This is a genomic window from Pedobacter jeongneungensis (assembly GCF_000633455.1).
GTDB classification, from domain to species: domain Bacteria; phylum Bacteroidota; class Bacteroidia; order Sphingobacteriales; family Sphingobacteriaceae; genus Pedobacter; species Pedobacter jeongneungensis_A.
Genome location: NZ_AYMG01000026.1, coordinates 80,069 through 98,283, shown reverse-complemented (window position 1 = coordinate 98,283; position 18,215 = coordinate 80,069). Strand labels below are relative to the sequence as shown.

Sequence of the window (18,215 nt, the reverse complement as noted above, 5' to 3'; positions counted from 1 at the left end):
ATAATTTGTGCCTGATCTGTTTAAACTTCTTCTTTCTGGATCAGTGCCGGAATGGTTTTTAAAATAATTTTGAAATCGAGGAAAATGGAATAATGGTTGGCATAATAATTATCAAGTTCTTTACGCTCACTTTCCGACATTTCCTTTTTCCCTCTTCTGCTGATTTGCCATAGCCCGGTTAAACCGGCAGGCCCGTTAAAACGCGAAGACCATTTGTTGGTGGTGAGCTGCTCGGCCTCATATAAAGGAAGCGGCCGGTTGCCAACCAGCGACATGTCGCCGATAAAAACGTTGATCAATTGTGGAAGCTCGTCAATACTGGTTTTGCGCAGTATTTTACCAAGCCTGGTAATCCTCGGATCGTTCGTAAACTTTACAAAAGCCGATTTTCCGTTTTTATTCCCTTCATTGGCATATTGGTTCAGCGATGAGAGTTCGGCTACCATTTTATCGGCTCCGCTACGCATAGACCTGAATTTATAGAAATCAAAAATCTTGTAGCCTGCCCCCACGCGTTTGCTTTTATAAATGATGTCGCCTTTCGATTCCAGCCTGATCATGATAGCAATAATGATAAACAGCGGCGACAGGATGAGTAAAGCCAGCCCCGAGGCGATAATGTCGAATACCCGCTTGCTTACGGGTATAGTATAACGTTCCTGCATCTTTGCAGAAATCTCGAGTACATTGGGTTTCACTGCTTTAAACTTAACCAGAAAAGCAATCCTTGAAATAAAATCTGATGGCGGAAAGGGATACAGATAATAATCGTTTGCCCTAACCTGAAGTGCTTTCTTTCTCCAATCTGCATTTTCAGTGGTACCAATAAGTACAACGATGAGATGATTGAGTATAGGATGGTTTCTGATAAAAGAAACCTGGTTAAACCATTCAGGGTTCTCATCCACCTCAATCATTACCAGGTCAGGAAGACTTAAAAAAGTCTGCTGCTGAATATAAGACTGAAAGTCATCAATAAAAATAAGTTCTTTGGTATAGCCTCCCAGGCTTTCGAACATCACATCCCTCAATAACTTACCAAAATACACTGACCTCACATTGGCCATAGCACTATCTTTGTCCTGAGCGTTCATTATGCAATCAAAAGGCTAATCTGGCTTTTCAAAACTGTTGGGTTGAAAGGTTTTTCCATGTAACTATCAATCCTGAATGACATACTTTTTACTTTTTCTTCGAGGTTTTCTTCTCCCGAAAGAACCATAATCGGCGTATTACGGTAAAAACCGCTGCACTTAAGGTTTTGGATGAAAGCGCTCCCATCAAAATAAGGCATTCTTAAGCTGGTAATGATCAGATCTGGATCATTGCCTTCCTCCAGCCAGCTCAGGGCATCTATTCCGCTGGTTTTGATGGTCAGCCTGTATTCGGGAGCCAGGATGAAGTTCATTAACTTACCGAGGTTTAATCCGCCATCCACCAGAAGAATATGCTTCTTGGTATAACGCTTCATGCTGTCCTTTAAAATGAGATTTTTCATTGATTTATTAAGTTGTTGACGCTAATATTTTTCACCTAATTGCCGGGAGTTATAGGTTTCATAGATCGCTGTAAAGGTCTTATATCCCCCACCCTTGAGCAATAGCCCAATAGGGCTAATTCCGGCAAAATATGGGAATGAAATACGGTAAGGCCTGTTTTTAACCGGATAATGTTTTAAAGGCCACTGAGGGAAACTGAATAGTTTTGTACTATGATTTTTCGACTGAGATAATATATTTTTTCTTCAATACAGTAGCCGTATTACCCACCATCACACAATTATCCTCCACATCTTTGGTAATCACCGAGCCTGCTCCTATGGTTACATTATTGCCAATATTCACATCACCGAGTATTACTACGTTAATGCCTATATCTACATTATTACCAATTCTGGGTGCCCGGCTGTAGCTTCCATTCTCTTTCATCTTGGAGCTGATGTTGGTAAGTTGCCTGATGTTACAGTTTTCGCCGATTACGGTGTGACTACCGATCACCGTACCGAAGCCATACTGAATCCTAAAACCCCTGCCAATAACCGCACTGGAGTTGATACCAATATTCATGAGCCAGCCAATAGCAAACTTGTAGAGCATTAAGTACCAGAAAAAAATGAAGCGTAAAATTTTATACCGGTAAATTAAGGAGGAGATTCGGTAGAAAAGCATGATCATCCTGGACTTGAAGTTTCCTTTATTGTTCTTCCAGTCCTGAAAGACATCAAGTGATTGATTCTGCCCCTCAGATATCATTATTATTCGTATTTATATTCATAAATATTAAGGCGCATGCAAAAAAACGGACACACGATATCGCGTGTAGATCTTAAGCCTTAGCTTCTACAAAGCTATCGGTTAAGCCTTCCGCACTCAATAGCCCTTAAGTACCAATAAAAAAATGATCGAATTAAAATAGGTAAAAATGAATTTTAATCATGCATAGGCAAATGCTGCATCTCCCGTTTAAACGAAAAATGGATAATGGTTTTATTTCCATTATCCATTTTCCATCCTACATCTTCCATCTTACCTATTTTGGCTGTACAAAAACTGGTGTTTCGGTTACCTGGATCTGTAATAAGCCGTTTTTGGTGGATACGGTTTTGTGGTCCATTTCATCTTTGCCAATGGCAAGGGTATAAATTATGGCTTCTTTACTTTGCCCGAGATCCAGATCGTATGATTTTGTTCTGCCCACCTGGTCTGGTATGGTTAGCACATAGGTCTTTTTACCATCTAGCAGGTACACATCAACGAGGGGATCCTTGTTAAGCGTTGAAGAAAAATGATAATCACCCATAAGCCTGTTGGTTTGGAGTATATAATCAGCAGATGGTCTTTTTGAATAATCAGGATTGATAAAACCCGATGAAGTATATTGTGTCCAGCTGTTAACATCCACATTTTCGAGCATATAAAATATACATTTCGTTAGTCCCGTTCTTGCATATAACAATGCTGTGCGAAGGTTCCAGTCTGCCTGGGTAACCAATGCACTTTTATCACCGATTTTTAAAGCCCTTTGCGAGGTATGCTCTCCAACATCAAAACCGGTTTCGGTTACCCAAACAGGGATGCCACCGTTTACCGATTTTGCAAATTCTTTAAAAAGGGCGGCAACTTTACCCAAGTCAGAAAGCTCTGGTGCCATGCCTGCTGTAGGATTGCCATAGTTTTGAAAACCATCGTTGGAATACTGATGATAGTTGATCACATCAAAACAGAGATCGATCTGCCCGTTTGCCTTCATCCCCCGGTTCGTTTTACACCATTGAACCATCTTGCGAACAAATTCCGGATTTGGATCGGCAAGGCCTCCCATCACCACAATCATATTGGGGTCGGCAGTCTTTACGCCTATCCCCTTGCCAAGAGTACCTTTGTGGCCATCGTAAAAAGCAGAAAGATTGGCTGCATATTCTTCTGCCGACTGCTGGGCAAGCGGACCTTTCCACCACTTATCACGTTCATTATCGCATTCCATATAGGTAATAAGCCCTAAACCTGCCTTTGGCATATTCTGCGGATCATCTCTCCAGCGTACGGTGGGGTCGGCAAGCAGCAGCACCCTATCAACATCCTTGTTTGAACCATAACGAGCTGCCAGTTGAAAAGCCGCACGTGCCTGCTTAATGTAAGAAGCCGGTACCGCCCTATCCAGCCCATAAGGAGCAGGAACATTCTCTGCATCTCTTTTACCAATCGGATAAGAGGCCAAAAGCCAGTCCGGACAACCTTTTAGATCTAAAAGAACATATTTTCCGGCATCTTTCATTCGCTGGTAGATCTGATCGTAATCCCAGTCACCCCAATGAGAGGGGCTGTAAGTAAATGATCCTTCTTTATTTTCAATTCTCTGCCAGTCGAGGTAGTGCCTGATACCGGTAAAGGATTTAATGGTCTGGAACCTCGATTCTTCGATCTGTCCATGGTTTGCATCCGAAGTAAAATTCCACTCAAAGGCATTTACACCCAGGTAAGCCTTAAAAGGTTCATCGCTCAATAAAGAATTGTCAACAGTATTTTCAGGGGAGGTAATTACCGCCTTATTGCAGTTTGAAAATAAGGTAACAGTAACAAAAGCAGCAGCAAAAGATAATTTCCTAAAATGGCATTTCTTCATCAGGTGGGGATTGGCCTACAAGATAGCAATTTTATATTCTGATTGCCTGTAAACCAACATAAGTACCTAAAAATTAATACGCCCGAAACACAAAATGGTAAAACGGGTAATTATGCAGATGCACACATGATGAAAATGGTCTGTTTGCTATCCAGCAAAAAAATAAATTCAGTAGACTTATCTTTAATATTTTTTGTAATCTGGATCACCTTTCCAGTGGATTGATATTCATCCATGACCTCATCGCCAATCTTAATTTTATCTAATCTTGCAATGGGCGTACTATAGGCTAATTTGATCATATCGGGATACTTAAACTTTATGATTGCCATCCAGGAAAATGGCACAATAAAAACATCAGATCAAGCGGGATAAGCTGACGGTTATTGAGGGATTGACAACTAGGGAACAACAGGTATATTCCTTAAAGGTTTTCAACTATTCTTATTCAGTTAAGAAATGTCGTTTAAGTAGACCAGGGAGTCGATCAAACCGATCCAAAAAAACCGGTAATGCTTTTCCAGATCAGGCTGGCCCGGAACAGCGCAATGGTTCGTTATATTATTTAATTATAACTGTAATCTTTAAACTTATTAAGGGCTTCAATTTTGTTTTGCACATGCAGCCTTTTATAAATGTTCTTACAATGATTTTTTACCGTGTTGGGGCTTATAAAAAGCATTTCAGAAATCTCCTTGTACAATAAACCCTTACTTAACAGCGACAGCACTTCCAGCTCGCGCTCACTAAGGCCTAAATCAATTTTTTTCCTGGCAGGTTTACTCCCCTGGATAAGACTGATGACTTTACGCGCGATGTAGGGGCTCATGGGCGATCCTCCGTTATAGAGTTCTATCAACGCCTCATGGATCTCTGCGGAGGTAGAACCTTTAATGATATAACCTGATGCGCCAGCCTGCAAAGCACTAAAAATTTTCTCATCATTCTGAAAACCGGTACACATCAAAAATAGCGTTTTGTTTAAACCTTCTCTACTCTGCATAACAAGATCTATCCCCGACATGTTAGACAACTTGATATCTACTATGGCTATATCCGGACATTCAACTGGCAATTTCTCTAGGGCTTCTTCAGCAGTGGCATAAACCCCTTTGAGCTCAAAGGATTTATTTTCGAGGATAGAACTGGCTAAACTGTTCCGGTAAAGGTTGTGGTCTTCAACAATTGACACTGAAATCATAATAATGCGTTTTTTTTAGGTAATATTGTTACATGCGTTTATCCCATTCAGATTTTTCAACGATTTATATCAATCCGGCACACGGCATGTTAATACCACTGATGGATTGGGGATTATTTTGAAGGGAGACAACTTTTTATCCAGCATTAACTGAACGTGACAAACCTATAAAAAAGAAAAGTTTTAGTTATGCCCTTTGATATCACGCAGTTACCCTGTACCAACATGACGTTATTGGTTTTTCAGTCATACATTTTATAAGAGATACACCAATACAATGATATACAAAAATCAATTAAATGAGTATTATTAATAATACATAAAACATCAAATATGCACCATCAACCGTCATTAACTTTTTTTGAGCAAGAAATATGCAGTTAAATTTTTATCAAAAACCTCTCGATTTATTTTCATTTTTTTTATTGTTTTTAATCTTATTACTATCAGTCTTTTTTTTAAAATATTATAGAACTGCCGTAAAATTTAAAAGGAAGTATAAAAACCAGGCTGCATTAATCAAAGCAGAAAGAGATAGGATCAGTGGCGAAATACATGATGAAATCGGATCAGGCCTTACTGCGATAAAATTATATGTAGAACACTCAGCCCGTTTGAAACCCGCAGTGAGAGAACTTAAAATTATGGAAGAGATGATCGGCGAGATTACATTGAAAATCAGGGAAATCATCTGGAGTTCAAATACAGATAGCGACCACCTGGAAAGCCTGATCTATTTTATGGAAGAACAGATCAGAAAGCTGTTCGAACATACTGATACTGCATTCACTTCCGAACTTCCCGCATTTATTCCATCTATTGAACTGCAAAGCCAAAGCAGACGCGATTGTTACCTGATCGCCAAAGAGATCGCCCATAATGTGCTTAAACATGCTCAGGCAACCCAGGTTAAGCTCCTTATCGAGGTTGAAAAAGATCAGCTCATATTTTCCATAAAAGATAATGGTACAGGCTTCGACCCGGCTGCCCAAAGATCTACCGGTGTGGGCATGGAAAATATACGGATAAGAACGGAACGTTTAAAAGCAGGACTGATTATCGAAAATTACAGGGGAACAAGGGTAAGAATCAACATACCAATGAAATACAACGTTCACCTCTAAGCAATGTCTTAATAGAAGGCCACAATTTGCGATGCTGATTTTAACGCTTACAAGCAGATTTAAACTGCTATATGCCTGATTTAATTCCGGGAATGTCAGTGTAAAACACCACCTTTCATCCGAAAGGCGGTGTTAAAAAAATCGATCCCGTGATTTATGAAGACTACAAAAGTAACGCAGCAGTGGTCACCATTATATAGCCCTTTATAGTCATTTAGGTTATTATTTCGTGCAATTTAAGGCCACATAAGCCGGAAATCCGGATATGATCGATCCACTTTCCCTATCGCTTAATGTCATTACACATGCAGGTCAGGGGTTTATCAGTTGCAGAATACAAGCGTACTGAGCTTTAAATAAAACGTTTTAGTATATTTCACAATTCATTAAATAACTTAGCCTGTATCTGCTTTGGGAAAATTAAATTCAAGGCTTGATGGGATAATACTTCTGTTTACCACCCTGACCACCTCCCAAAAATAATTTCCTTGGACATCTCGTCCGCCCATAATGCGTACTTCGTAAGCCTTGCCCATATAGCTAGTTGAGATTTCAAGAAAGTCGTTCTCTATATTTAAAGGCTTAAGGGCTGGCTTTAGGCGCTTTAAAATAATTTTTTTGAAATTTTCGAATTCGGTATTATTAAACATAGGTTAGTAAAGATAGGTGACTAAATTGTACCTAATTCCAATTTTTGTGCCATAGAATCAACCAGATTTTCATGGACTATATAAATGGCTGTATTGTTGACATTTGTCAATTCTTAAGCCATAAAAAATGAAAAAAGTGTTTTTTCCCCAGTATAAACCCGATAGATTCTAAAATTTAACTCCTATGAATAATGTATAATTTAAACTACATTATTTTACAAATCAGTCATTATCTCGCTTATTCGTGCAAGCCTGCAGTAAGAGATCGAGATGGCTTTCTCATTATTTAAAAAATAAGAAGACAGGTTAAACGCAGATAGTGGCTAATCTGAAATGTGTTTACACAGGGATAGTCTCTGGCAGAATAGAAGCAGCAGTATAATGTACCTTCTGATTTAGCATTTACCCAGTGATTTCATCTACTGAAATGAAATCCGATTTCTGCTATTCTGCCTTAACCACTGGTAAACAGATCGTAGCAACAGTACCCCGCCCGTTATTGCCCGGGCGGATCTGAAAACTTGCCTTAAAATCAATCTGTTGCCTGTTGATCATTTCTACCCTCTCCAAAATAGATTGGAGTCCGATAGATTTCTCTTTTATCCCTTTGGGAAGCAGTGGTTTTATATTTCTATTATAGCCAATCCCGTTATCAGCAACTGTTATACAAATATACCCTGCTTCAAAATTTAGGGCTACAGCTAAATGCGCATCTGGTTGCGGCGATTCGATTAATCCATGTAGTATTGCATTTTCAATTAATGGCTGGATCAGCATTGGTGGTAAAAGAAAATCCTTAAGTTCTGCCGCCTCATCAACCAAAAAGCTGTAACTGAAAGCATGATCATAGCGCATGGCCTCTAGCTCTGTATAAAGCTTAATTGCTTTCCATTCCCTATCAGCGGTAACCATGCTTTTGATGGAGTTTTCTAGAATCAAACGGCTTAAGGCCGCAAATTTTTGGATCAGCCTGGAAGCCACTTTTTTATCGTTATCCATAATATAGGATTCGATAGAGTTTAATACATTAAAAATAAAATGTGGGTTCATCTGTGAACGTATGGCTTTGAGCTCACTTTCTGATAACTGGTTCTGGTAACTCAATTCGCTGTTGACCTGCGCGGCCTGTTGCTGTTGCAGCGTGTTTTTAAACCGCAACTGCCTGATCCGGTATTTATTGTACAGAAAAAGCAAGATAGAACTTAGCAGTAGCACGAGTAATACCGCGTAAAGCCACAATTGTTTAAGTTCTAATTTATCCAGTTTTTGCTGTTGCGAAAGTTGTTTTACCTTTACAGATTGTAATTTTCCATTATTCATAGAAATTACCAGTTGTTTTTGTTGTTCTTCTTTTTGCAGTTTTTCGTTTTGTAACTGTGCCTGCTGCAGGCTTCTTAAACGCTGGCTTGCACTCAGCTGTTCTACATTTAGGGCCAATTGCAGCCGCTGCTGTTTCATCTGCTCATCAGCTAAAGCTTGTTGCTGCTGATAGGTAACTTCTTTTTTATCAAATTCGTATTGTATGCTAAGTTTGGCTATTTCGTCTCTTTTTTTGCTGTTATTAATGCTATCTTTAAAAAGCGAGTATTTTTTATAATAAAAAAGTGCACTATCCGTCAACTTAAGTTTCTCGTACACCCTGCTCAATCCCTCACTGGCATCCCTTTGTATTTCGGGTATTTTTAAATTCTGTCCAATTTTTAATGACCCCAATCCATAAAGTTTTGAACTCTCCAGGTCTCCTTTTTTAGCGTAAGCTTCGGCAGCATTTTGCATGTTAAAGCCTATACTTTTGGTATTCCCCAATACCTTGTTTAAAGCAATTGCTTTCAAACTATAATTCAAACCCAGGTCATATTGCCCATTCTGACTATAATAGGAAGCCAAATTGCCGGTTTCACGGGCATAACTTACTTTGTCACCTAGGGAATCAGCTAATTTTGCAGATTTCGTTGCATAAAGAATGGCCTTCCCAAAGTTTTTTTGATGGTTATATACATTTCCAATATTTCCCAGTGCAGGTATAATTCCCATATTATTGTTCAGTTTACCGTGTGCTAAAATTGCTTTCTGAAAATGATCAATCGCTTTGGCATAATCTCCGGTTTCCATATAAACCAATCCGATATTCCCATAAATAGCAGCTTCGTCCCGCTTTCTGTCTTTATAATTATGAGGATCAGTTTCAGGGATTTGACTCAGCATTTTAGTAGCCTGTTGATAATAGTTTAATGCCTGCGGAAAATTAGACTGATAGAGATAAATGGTAGCCATATTGGAAAGATCGCCGGCAATACCATAAGCGTTCTGCTCAGCTTTATCTTTGAGCAATGCACTACTTAAAGCTGATATGGCCTCAGGAAAGCGGGCAAGGATATTTAAAATAGCACCTTTTACCCTGTAGCAGCTTGCTAAAACCCCTCTCTCTTTAATATTATCTTCGAAAGAAAGAACCTGATCGATATAAACCAGGCTCTTCTTCGGGTTTGAACTGATGAAACTGATACTAAGAAAAAACAGATCCTTGGCTTTTTGATCATTATTATAAGGATTTACCAGGATTGCTCTTTCCAGAGAATCGATTTTTTTCTGCTGTGCATACACTTTCGCCCCTCCCATAACTATAATTATTAAAGCGAAACACATACTCCTTAAAATGCGAAAAAAAATCTTCATCCTTTGGTTATTTAACTGATAACAAACCGGTTATTCAAATTAACAGAAAATTAATTGGATAATTATTCCCCTTTACTAAATGAAACAGGGTATCTACTCATTGAAACAGGGTCTTGATGTAGGCAATTGTTCTTTCAACATCTTTCTGTTTGATGCTGTGACAAAAAATCTTACACTTTACAGCCATTTTTGCCCAAGTCTTCCCTCAACCTATCCACCCTTTCACTCATCTATCCATCTCACTCAATCATTGTGAAAAAATAGCATACCCAGACCAGCTAAACTTGCATCAGCAAAATGAAATAAACATTAGCTCATCCTAAAAATACAACTATGAAAAACTTAACCCTTGCGATTGCCTGTTGCATTTTAATTGCCATTGCCTGTAAAAAAAATAGTGACCATGCCCGGGAAGTCATTAAAGGCGACCTGAAAGAAACCATTGAAACCGTAAATGGCATTACCTATAAAATTTTTATGGGCAAAGATGCCACAACCTTTAAAGGCATTTTAGTGATGGGCAGTGGCAACGACGAAAATAACCCTACTGAGGGCAGTTTAGATGGAGCAGCCGAAACTGCAATCTGCGAAAAAGCAGCTGCTAACGGTTATGCCGCGGCGATTGTGAAATATCGTAAAACGCCTGGAAATGTCAACTCCGATGCCTGGAATACCAGTGCGAAAATGATTGGTGAAGATTACGATAAATGTATTGTAGCTATAGCCGGTAAATATAATATCAGCAAAACGAAAGCTGTGGTAGGCGGCTACTCTTTCGCCTCTTATATGCTCTTTAGCGATATTTCTGCCAATACTGCGCTCAGCTATTGCAAAGGTGTGCTGGCTGCATGTGGCGGAAGCGGGGCTTGGAATGCCCAGAACTTTAAAGTTCCGGTTTTTGCCATCAACTGTAGTGGAAACAATGAAGGAGAGTATTACGGAAAAAGCCTTTACGACCAGATTCCTTCAAACTCACCAGTTAAAGCCAAAAGTGAAGGCATCACCGACAATGGTTGCAGCACACACTGTGGTGGCGACTGGACGGAAAAAATGTACAGTAAGATGGTCGTTTGGCTGAATTAAAATGAACCAAAGGGGGTTAAAAGTAACCGCCCCAATAAACAAAAATAATCAACCCTTAATTTAAAAAACATGAAAACATTAAAATTGACGTTAAGCGTCCTGATGCTGATGGCCACTTTAGCCGCCTGCAAAAAAGGCAAGAGTGATCCCAACGATCCAGGCAACCCTGAAAACATCCAAAAGGTAGCCAAAACTGATTTATTACCATATTATATCGTAGCAGAACGTAAAACCGGAGACCAAAAGCTGGCCATCATGACTTTTACGCAAGATGGTGATGGGCTTAAAGTAAACCTGCACCGCCAAGGCTACCTGAGAAGCATCACAGCAGCGCTGACAGATAATGTGCTCAGCTTCGATTTAGATGGCACCGGCACCTATACCTACAGTTATAAGCTTGAAAAAAATGCTTCAGGACAGTTAACGCTGAAATCTTACCTATATAGTGATAAGACCAATACAGCACAGGGATTCGAATATGCGGTTATGGCCAATACCACTACTGCACAAAATTATGAAAATGCCGATTTCAAAACAGGGAATCTCCTTTTCAGGTTTAGTGCTGCTAAAACCATCGATTGGGATATCAGGGAACGCCAGATTGGTACTAAATATTATCCACCTCCAATTAATCAAACGCTTCCGGTTACCGCCATGGCTCCGGAGGTATCTATACCCTATTACGCAATAGGCACAGGCGGTTTCAAGGCAAACAGTGATTTCATCGGCGCTATGGTGCCCAACTGGAAAAATGTGAATAGCCAGGTCATGGTTATAGAACGCAGCAATATCATCTATCAGGCCAATAAACAGTAGCCATCACCTTTAAAAACAAAAAACATGAAAAACGTTAAAAACATTGTAAAAATATTCATCCTAGTGAGTGTTTTCTTCACCCTGGCTTCGTGCAAAAAAGATAAAGACGAAGATGGGGCATCAGGAGCAGTAGCTGGTAAATTCGATTACCAGAACAACAGCAACAATATTAATTCCGGAGATTACAGAGGTGGGAACGGCGATGGTGCATGGCTCTATTTCCTTACTCCCGATTTTAATTCCGTACAGATCCGTTTCAAAAACCTGGGCAATTATGTCATTCCGATCGGCTCTTTCACCTATAAAAATGGTGCCCCTTACAATACCGCCACAAATTTTGCCGGAGGTGCAGTAACGGTTAACAATGTTACCGATGAAATAAATGGGGGCACGGTGGTAATTACCAAAGATGGTGACAAGTATACCATTACGTTTGATGCCACCACAGCCAAAGGCCCTTTAAAAGGTAGTTATATAGGCACATTGAAAAAAATCTAATCAGACCGGTCATGAAAAACCTTAGAAAACTCGCTCCCTTATTGTTCCTGCTGCTAATGGCAGGGGCAATTAGCTCTTGCAAAAAGAAAGCTAAAGACGAACCAGTCGATACCTGTGGCATACCAGAACTGCAGATGACCGCTTCAGCAGATGTGGCCAATCCCTGTGGAATTGCGGTATCGGCTGGCGGTAAGGTAGCCGTTACAGAATTTAAACAGCCATACGGCTCAACCGGAACTACAAAAATCTGGAACAGCTATAGTGATTTGCTGGCGAAAAAATTACCTGCACAAACTTTCCAAAGCGTGGGAGCCGAAGCGATTGCTTTTGACAACAATGAGAATTTATACATCACCGAAACCGAACTGAACGCCCGCATTGTAATCTATAAAAAGATTACCGTTAACGTGGTTAGCACCTATCAGTATTCAAGGGTAATCCAGGAAGGCTTCATCAATCCACGCGGAATTGCTTTCGACAGTAAAAACCGCCTGTACCTTGCCGATGATGGCAAAGACAGATTACTACGTTTTGATGATCCTTTAAACAGCAGTACATTCAGTGTTCTGGCAGCTGTATTTGGAAGTCCAAAAGGATTGGCCATTGCCAATGATACCCTTTACCTCACTGGCTACAGTTCCGACCGCTTGTACAAATACGAACTAACGGCAACAGGCGCTTTAGGCAAAAGTGTAATCGTAAACTCACCAAAACTGGTTGATGTTGCAGCTTATGGGAACATTGTTGCAGCAGCCTCACCGGGTAACAGGCGCATTACCCTGTTAAACAGCAACCAGATCCATTCAACCGAGGTGAACTTTACCGGCTGTATTAAAACACTTACAGGCTCTGGAGATATCTACGGACTGGCCTTTGTAAAAACAGCAAATGGCTACGGACTTTTAGCAGCCCACTATAACCAAAATAAAATAATATTTTATCAACCTTAACCCTACGCCAACCATGAAAACCATCTTGATGATACTACTGTGTGCTGTTGCAATCAATATCAGCGCACAGACAAAGAAAACACCAACAAAAAAACCGCTCACTAAAACAGCTGCTAAACCCAATGTAAAATTAGCACCCGAAGTTAAAGCCAGTACCAAAGCAGATGGTTACAGCACATCCAAAAACTACAATACTGCAATCGGGGTAAAATTTCTCTACGGTATATCCCTTACGGCAAAACATTTCCTGAAAGAAAAACATGCACTGGAAGGCATATTTACCTATAGGGGTTTTAATGGTCTGGGTACCCAGATCGGGATAAGCGCGGCTTACGAATATCACCTGCCTGTCAATGGCGTACAAAATCTAAAGTGGTACGTTGGTGGAGGTGGCCATTTCGAATATTTTTCATTCGATGATAACCTGGTTGACCCTACCACTACCGTTGGGGCACTAGGTGTTTTAGGGCTCGAATACAAATTTAAAGGTCTTCCCATTGCCATTAGTACAGACTGGCAACCAGTATTCACATTCAATAGCGGCGGAGGTTTTAGCGCAGAAAACGGTGGTATTGGTGTTAAATATACTTTCTAGAACGACTGATTATGAAAAAAATCCTCACCATTGCTTTCTTTGGTTTTTTAAGCCTGGGCAGCAGGGCACAAATCCGTTCACAGGTGCCTGTAAAAATACAGATAGCCAACAGCCAGGGCGATACAGAAAAAATCAGGATCCCCTTTACCCAACCCACCACTTTACATGATGATGGCGGCTGGGAAAAAGCTCCTGGCAACTGGCAGCAAGCAGTAAAATATCCTGTTTCTTATCGGAGCGGGCTGTTGTTCTTAGACCGTAAAAAGAATGGCCTGATTAAATATTTTATGGTGGAAATCCGTTTCGACAAAGCAGGAACAATAGATTTGACCGCCAACAGTATGGCCACCAGCAAAGCTGGAAAAAACACCTGGAAAACCATATTTGGTAAACAAAATGAAGTCGTAAAACAAACCATAATTTGTACCGAAAACGATTTTGGCACCGAAATGTATCTTTACCTTAAAAATTTCAGGCCGTACAAGCGGAGCCAGGTAAACTGAGTAATGGATAAAAAACCTTCCACCAGGTCCATACCATAGAAATATCCGGATAAGTTTTGGCCAATCGGATTTAAAACCCGAATTTTATCATTAACACATTTCCCTATGTTAAAGGCAGTTATATTAGACGATGAAACCCGAGGAAGTAAATTGCTTTCGCAAAAACTACAGTCTTTCGAAGATGAACTTCAGGTTGTGGGCATTTTTAATGAGCCCGCCAAGGCGCTGAACGCAATTATTACGCTAGATCCTGACGTCTTGTTTCTTGATGTAGAAATGCCGGGGATAAACGGCTTTCAATTTCTGGAGCGTTTGGGAAGTTTCAGTTTCGAGGTGATCTTTACCACCGCCTACGATAGTTATACACTGGAAGCACTCCGTTTGAGTGCTGTAGATTACCTGATGAAGCCTGTAGATGAGGACGATCTCAAAACCGCTATCACCCGCTTACGTAAACGGGTAGCGGGAAAAATTAAACAACGGAGCCCAAAATCTGAAGTTTTAAATGCACGATTGGCATTACCTACCGCAGAGGGCGTTTATATCATCGATAAAACGACCATTATCAGGGTGGAAGCCATGAGCAACTACAGCGTTTTCCTGCTCACCGATAATAAAAAAATCATCGTTTCCAAAACCCTCAAAGAATATGAAGTGCAATTGAACGATGATTTTTTTATGCGAATTAACCGCTCAGTAATCGTAAACCTCAGTTACGTGGTAAAATACCGCAAGGGAGATGGCGGCACCTTAGAACTTAGCGATGGCGCAGAGGTGGAGGTTTCGCCGCAACGTAAGGAAGCATTATTGCAGAGACTGTTCTGATGGCTTTATGCTAATACCCGTATCCTTGAGACAAATTAATGTGCTTGATCACATAGACAAAAGTTCGGTCGACATTTTACGTGCCAGGATATAAAAATTTCATAAATCAAAACCATCCGCAAAAAAGGTTGGTTCTAGATTTACCCAAAACATTTTTATTGAAAATCAGAACATCAGCAGAAGAAAAGCCGTAGCGATACCGGGCGATATTCGTGATGATGGCTCTTGTAAAAAACTGGTAGATACCGCAGTGAAAGAACTGGGTGTCTTGGATATGCTTTAGCCTGATTCGAATAAACAAACAGACTCTCAAATTAAAACGAAATAGCGCATATGTTAGCTGATATTTCCGTAAATTGTGCCATCAGATCACCCAAACCATTGATATGAACATTTTTAGGAACGACTTTAGTGAAGAATTAGGCAGGACCTGAGAAAGATTGCCAAGCCCAAAGATGCTTACCCTATCATGGAAGAAGCGACCTATCGGCAAAGTTAAAATGAAGAATCAACAGGCAAAAAAGGACTTTGGGGTGGTCTGAATTTCATTTACATTAACGAAATTCTTCCTAATTTGATTTAAATAACTAAGTTAATGGGATATGATGAGAGAAAAGAAACTGGCTCCTGTCAAATACTTTATCGGCATTGATGTCTCCAAAGCCACTTTCAATTACTGTGTAAAATCCGGAAGTGGAAAGGTGGTAAACGGTAAGGCAGCGAACAACTCTGAATCGATCAGGGAATTTTTTTCAGGTCTAAAACAAATCCCAGGCTTCAAAACCGGGTTTGCCGTTTTTGGAATGGAGACCACCGGCATCTATGGAAACATACTCATCGGTACTCTATCAAAACTGAAAGCCAAAATTGTAGTAGAACCTGCACTCCGGATCAAAAATTCCCTAGGTCTTATTAAAGGAAAAAATGATAAACTGGATGCCGCCCGGATTGCACGGTACCTGGTGAAAAACCTTTCAGAGCTCAGACTATGGGTGCCGCGCCGGAAAATCATCGACCAGCTCAGCAGTCTTTCGACCCTAAGGGAAAGAATGGTCAAGGTGAGGACGATCATCCAGACACCATTGGATGAGGATAATGGCTTTATCGACCAGGCGGTATCCGAGGAAAACCTCAGGCTCTGCAGCCCTTCGGTATCAAAGGTTGTCCAGCTCATCAAAGAGGTGGATGAGCGGATCAAACAAATTTGGTCTTCCGATGAACAGACCTGCCGTATGATGAAAATCATGCTATCTGTCGTTGGCATAGGCGAGGTCACTGCACTGGAAATGCTGATCCAAACCAATGAGTTCAAATCGATCTCGACTGCAAGGACTTTTGCCTCCTACTGTGGCATTGCTCCCTTTGAACATGATTCAGGAACAAGTGTAAAAAAACCAGCAAGAGTTTCCAAAATGGCCAACAACCGGGTCAAATCCCTTCTGCATAACGGTGTCCGGACTTGCCTTGCCAATGATCATGAAATAAAAGCTTATTATAAACGCAGGGTAGTGGTCGATAAGAAAAAAAAGAGTTCCGCGATCAATGCCATCAAGTTCAAACTTATCTGTAGGGTTTTTGCCTGCATTAGGGGCAATAGGCTTTATGACCGGCACTATGTACCCAAAAAAGCTATAAGGGAGATAAGCACTGAAAAATGAAGCGAATATCCTTGAGAAGCCATTTTCGTTGGAAATTCAGAGCCTAAAATTGAACTCTACCTTGCCATATTTCCGATTAAGCAAAGGGAAAAGCAGAAAATGCGATGAAATATACATCAGTTATGAGGTTTCCTGTCATATTTTGGTAAAGCTATAGATGTACTGTTTTAAAAAAAAGAAAGATATATTTTTCAACGTTTTACTCAAAATTATTAATCAGCTAAGCAAAAGCTGCGTCATTTGAAAATGACTGTCCTATCTTAATATGATTAAGATTTATTTTATAAGAAAGTAGCTTCAGAAAAAAATGAATATGCCTGTAAGCAGTAAAAACCGGAGTACCAGCAAGAGTGGTCTATGGATTTATAATCCGCCTAAAAGTAAGGTTTACCCTTGGTCCTACAGGCACTGCTGTCTTAGCAATCCTGTGTTCCCATTTTGATTGCAGATCACCCTTCATGATCAGCAATGAGCCATGCTCAAGCCGGACAGAATGTTTTTCGTGATGCCCCTCCTTTTTTCTGATGTCAAAACTCCTCACCGCGCCAAAGGAAATGGAGGCAATGATGGGATGCGATCCCATGACCGTTTCCTTATCACTGTGCCAGGCGACTGAATCTTTGCCATCCCGGTAATAATTGAGTAATACGCTATTGAAAGTAATGTTTGCAATTGGCTCTACCAATCCTTTAAGCTCCAAAAGTTCTGATGTCCATTCAAGTGGAGTGGATTTGCCAAGGGCATTATAATCAATACCATCAATATCCCCATACCACGCAGTGAGCCTTGGCGTAAGAACCTCCCGGTCGTACATCTTCACGAGCCTTTGCTGCCAGGGGGTGTTTTGGATGAGGGTTTTGATTAACAGATCACTTTTTTCTCTATCGATAAAACCTGCACAGTATTCCAGCACATCTCCTGGTAGCCCCGCAGATTGCCCACTGTATGCAAAAAAACTCAGCTGCTCCATTACCTGTTTACCTCTTCCCAGCCAAATGTCTCTTTCTTATACACCAGGGGCCTGGATTCGAGCAAAAAGTCATCGGAAAAGTCATGATTGAAGACCTGAAATTTTACCGCCCACTCATTTTTGAGCAGGCCTGGTATAAACCTTGAAAATATTCGCTCAAAGCTTCTAAAGCTGATTCCTTCTTTGCAGATCACCATATATGCTGCATCTGATATTAACACGACTTTCTCGACTAGGTTTGGCCAACGCGAACAGATCTCTTCGGGCAGGCTATTGAAATATTGATTATCAATATGCCCCGTAAGACTATTAAAAAGTTCTGCGCTGAGATCATCGCCGCTCAGTTGCCTCCAGCTGCCTTGCGGATTCTCAAGACTGCCGAGCAGTTCTCCATCCAGGACAATCCTCCAGGGCTCGCCTGCCTCAAACTGGATCAGCTGATAAACCATCACTGCCCCATTTTCCCCATCATAAAAATATTCCAACTCAATCATAAATAAGGATTTTATGAATTTCAAAGACCAAATATAATTATTTTTACTAA

The 18,215-nt window shown here is 40.5% G+C and carries 19 protein-coding genes; 9 read left to right on the top strand and 10 right to left on the bottom strand.

All coding sequences use genetic code 11. The features are described from left to right. Positions 1–20: 20 nt before the first annotated feature. The 6 genes from U859_RS0122330 to U859_RS0122300 all read right to left on the bottom strand — a co-directional run bounded on the left by U859_RS0122330 (position 21) and on the right by U859_RS0122300 (position 5,323). Positions 21–1,094 (bottom strand): sugar transferase, encoded by a 1,074-nt coding sequence (locus U859_RS0122330; protein WP_025145505.1) that lies wholly within the window; start codon positions 1,092–1,094, stop codon positions 21–23. Continuing rightward, positions 1,094–1,498: a PleD family two-component system response regulator gene (locus U859_RS0122325; protein WP_025145504.1), complete on the bottom strand. Its 405-nt coding sequence runs from the start codon at positions 1,496–1,498 to the stop codon at positions 1,094–1,096. Before U859_RS0122325 ends, U859_RS0122330 begins: the two co-directional genes overlap by 1 nt. Before the next feature lie 211 nt (positions 1,499–1,709). Beyond that, a complete protein-coding gene (locus U859_RS0122320) occupies positions 1,710–2,096 on the bottom strand; it encodes a serine O-acetyltransferase (protein WP_051584755.1) in 387 nt (128 codons plus the stop codon). Positions 2,097–2,529: 433 nt separating this feature from the next. Beyond that, the gene (locus U859_RS0122310; protein WP_025145502.1) at positions 2,530–4,122 is read right to left on the bottom strand and encodes a hypothetical protein; all 1,593 of its coding nucleotides are present in this window, start codon (positions 4,120–4,122) and stop codon (positions 2,530–2,532) included. 110 nt (positions 4,123–4,232) lie between these two features. Continuing rightward, complete coding sequence (locus U859_RS0122305) at positions 4,233–4,424, bottom strand: hypothetical protein (protein ID WP_084153134.1); 192 nt, start codon at positions 4,422–4,424, stop codon at positions 4,233–4,235. 263 nt (positions 4,425–4,687) lie between these two features. Continuing rightward, entirely contained in the window at positions 4,688–5,323 is a 636-nt protein-coding gene (locus U859_RS0122300) for a response regulator transcription factor (protein ID WP_029986051.1), read from the bottom strand. A 425-nt stretch (positions 5,324–5,748) separates the two neighbouring features. Here U859_RS0122300 and U859_RS0122295 point away from each other — a divergent pair, with 425 nt between their 5' ends. Next, positions 5,749–6,447, top strand: coding sequence for a sensor histidine kinase (locus U859_RS0122295; protein WP_162800016.1), 699 nt, complete (start codon positions 5,749–5,751; stop codon positions 6,445–6,447). Positions 6,448–6,842: 395 nt separating this feature from the next. Here U859_RS0122295 and U859_RS0122290 read toward each other — a convergent pair whose 3' ends face one another. Both U859_RS0122290 and U859_RS0122285 read right to left on the bottom strand, forming a co-directional pair. Beyond that, entirely contained in the window at positions 6,843–7,097 is a 255-nt protein-coding gene (locus U859_RS0122290; protein ID WP_025145498.1) for a hypothetical protein, read from the bottom strand. A 444-nt stretch (positions 7,098–7,541) separates the two neighbouring features. Next, a complete protein-coding gene (locus U859_RS0122285; RefSeq protein ID WP_025145497.1) occupies positions 7,542–9,716 on the bottom strand; it encodes a tetratricopeptide repeat protein in 2,175 nt (724 codons plus the stop codon). A gap of 390 nt (positions 9,717–10,106) precedes the next feature. Between U859_RS0122285 and U859_RS0122280 the strand changes: the two genes are divergently transcribed. From U859_RS0122280 to U859_RS0122245, 8 genes are all read left to right on the top strand, one after another. Then, complete coding sequence (locus U859_RS0122280) at positions 10,107–10,856, top strand: hypothetical protein (protein ID WP_025145496.1); 750 nt, start codon at positions 10,107–10,109, stop codon at positions 10,854–10,856. A gap of 69 nt (positions 10,857–10,925) precedes the next feature. Continuing rightward, a complete protein-coding gene (locus U859_RS0122275; protein WP_025145495.1) occupies positions 10,926–11,672 on the top strand; it encodes a hypothetical protein in 747 nt (248 codons plus the stop codon). 24 nt (positions 11,673–11,696) lie between these two features. Continuing rightward, entirely contained in the window at positions 11,697–12,170 is a 474-nt protein-coding gene (locus U859_RS0122270) for a hypothetical protein (RefSeq protein ID WP_025145494.1), read from the top strand. Positions 12,171–12,181: 11 nt separating this feature from the next. Next, complete coding sequence (locus U859_RS0122265) at positions 12,182–13,120, top strand: hypothetical protein (protein WP_025145493.1); 939 nt, start codon at positions 12,182–12,184, stop codon at positions 13,118–13,120. Positions 13,121–13,148: 28 nt separating this feature from the next. Then, on the top strand, positions 13,149–13,715 hold the full coding sequence (locus U859_RS0122260) for a hypothetical protein (protein WP_162800015.1): 567 nt from the start codon (positions 13,149–13,151) through the stop codon (positions 13,713–13,715). An 11-nt stretch (positions 13,716–13,726) separates the two neighbouring features. Continuing rightward, positions 13,727–14,218, top strand: a complete 492-nt coding sequence (locus U859_RS0122255; RefSeq protein ID WP_025145491.1) for a hypothetical protein — start codon at positions 13,727–13,729, stop codon at positions 14,216–14,218. 105 nt (positions 14,219–14,323) lie between these two features. Beyond that, positions 14,324–15,043, top strand: coding sequence for a LytR/AlgR family response regulator transcription factor (locus U859_RS0122250; protein WP_025145490.1), 720 nt, complete (start codon positions 14,324–14,326; stop codon positions 15,041–15,043). Positions 15,044–15,645: 602 nt separating this feature from the next. Further along, positions 15,646–16,701, top strand: a complete 1,056-nt coding sequence (locus U859_RS0122245; RefSeq protein ID WP_084153130.1) for an IS110 family transposase — start codon at positions 15,646–15,648, stop codon at positions 16,699–16,701. Positions 16,702–17,056: 355 nt separating this feature from the next. Here the strand turns inward: U859_RS0122245 and U859_RS0122240 are convergent, their stop codons facing one another. Both U859_RS0122240 and U859_RS0122235 read right to left on the bottom strand, forming a co-directional pair. Further along, the gene (locus U859_RS0122240; protein WP_025145488.1) at positions 17,057–17,671 is read right to left on the bottom strand and encodes an alpha-ketoglutarate-dependent dioxygenase AlkB family protein; all 615 of its coding nucleotides are present in this window, start codon (positions 17,669–17,671) and stop codon (positions 17,057–17,059) included. After that, positions 17,671–18,165: a hypothetical protein gene (locus U859_RS0122235; RefSeq protein ID WP_162800014.1), complete on the bottom strand. Its 495-nt coding sequence runs from the start codon at positions 18,163–18,165 to the stop codon at positions 17,671–17,673. The genes U859_RS0122240 and U859_RS0122235 overlap by 1 nt, the downstream gene beginning before the upstream one ends. Positions 18,166–18,215 lie beyond the last annotated feature (50 nt).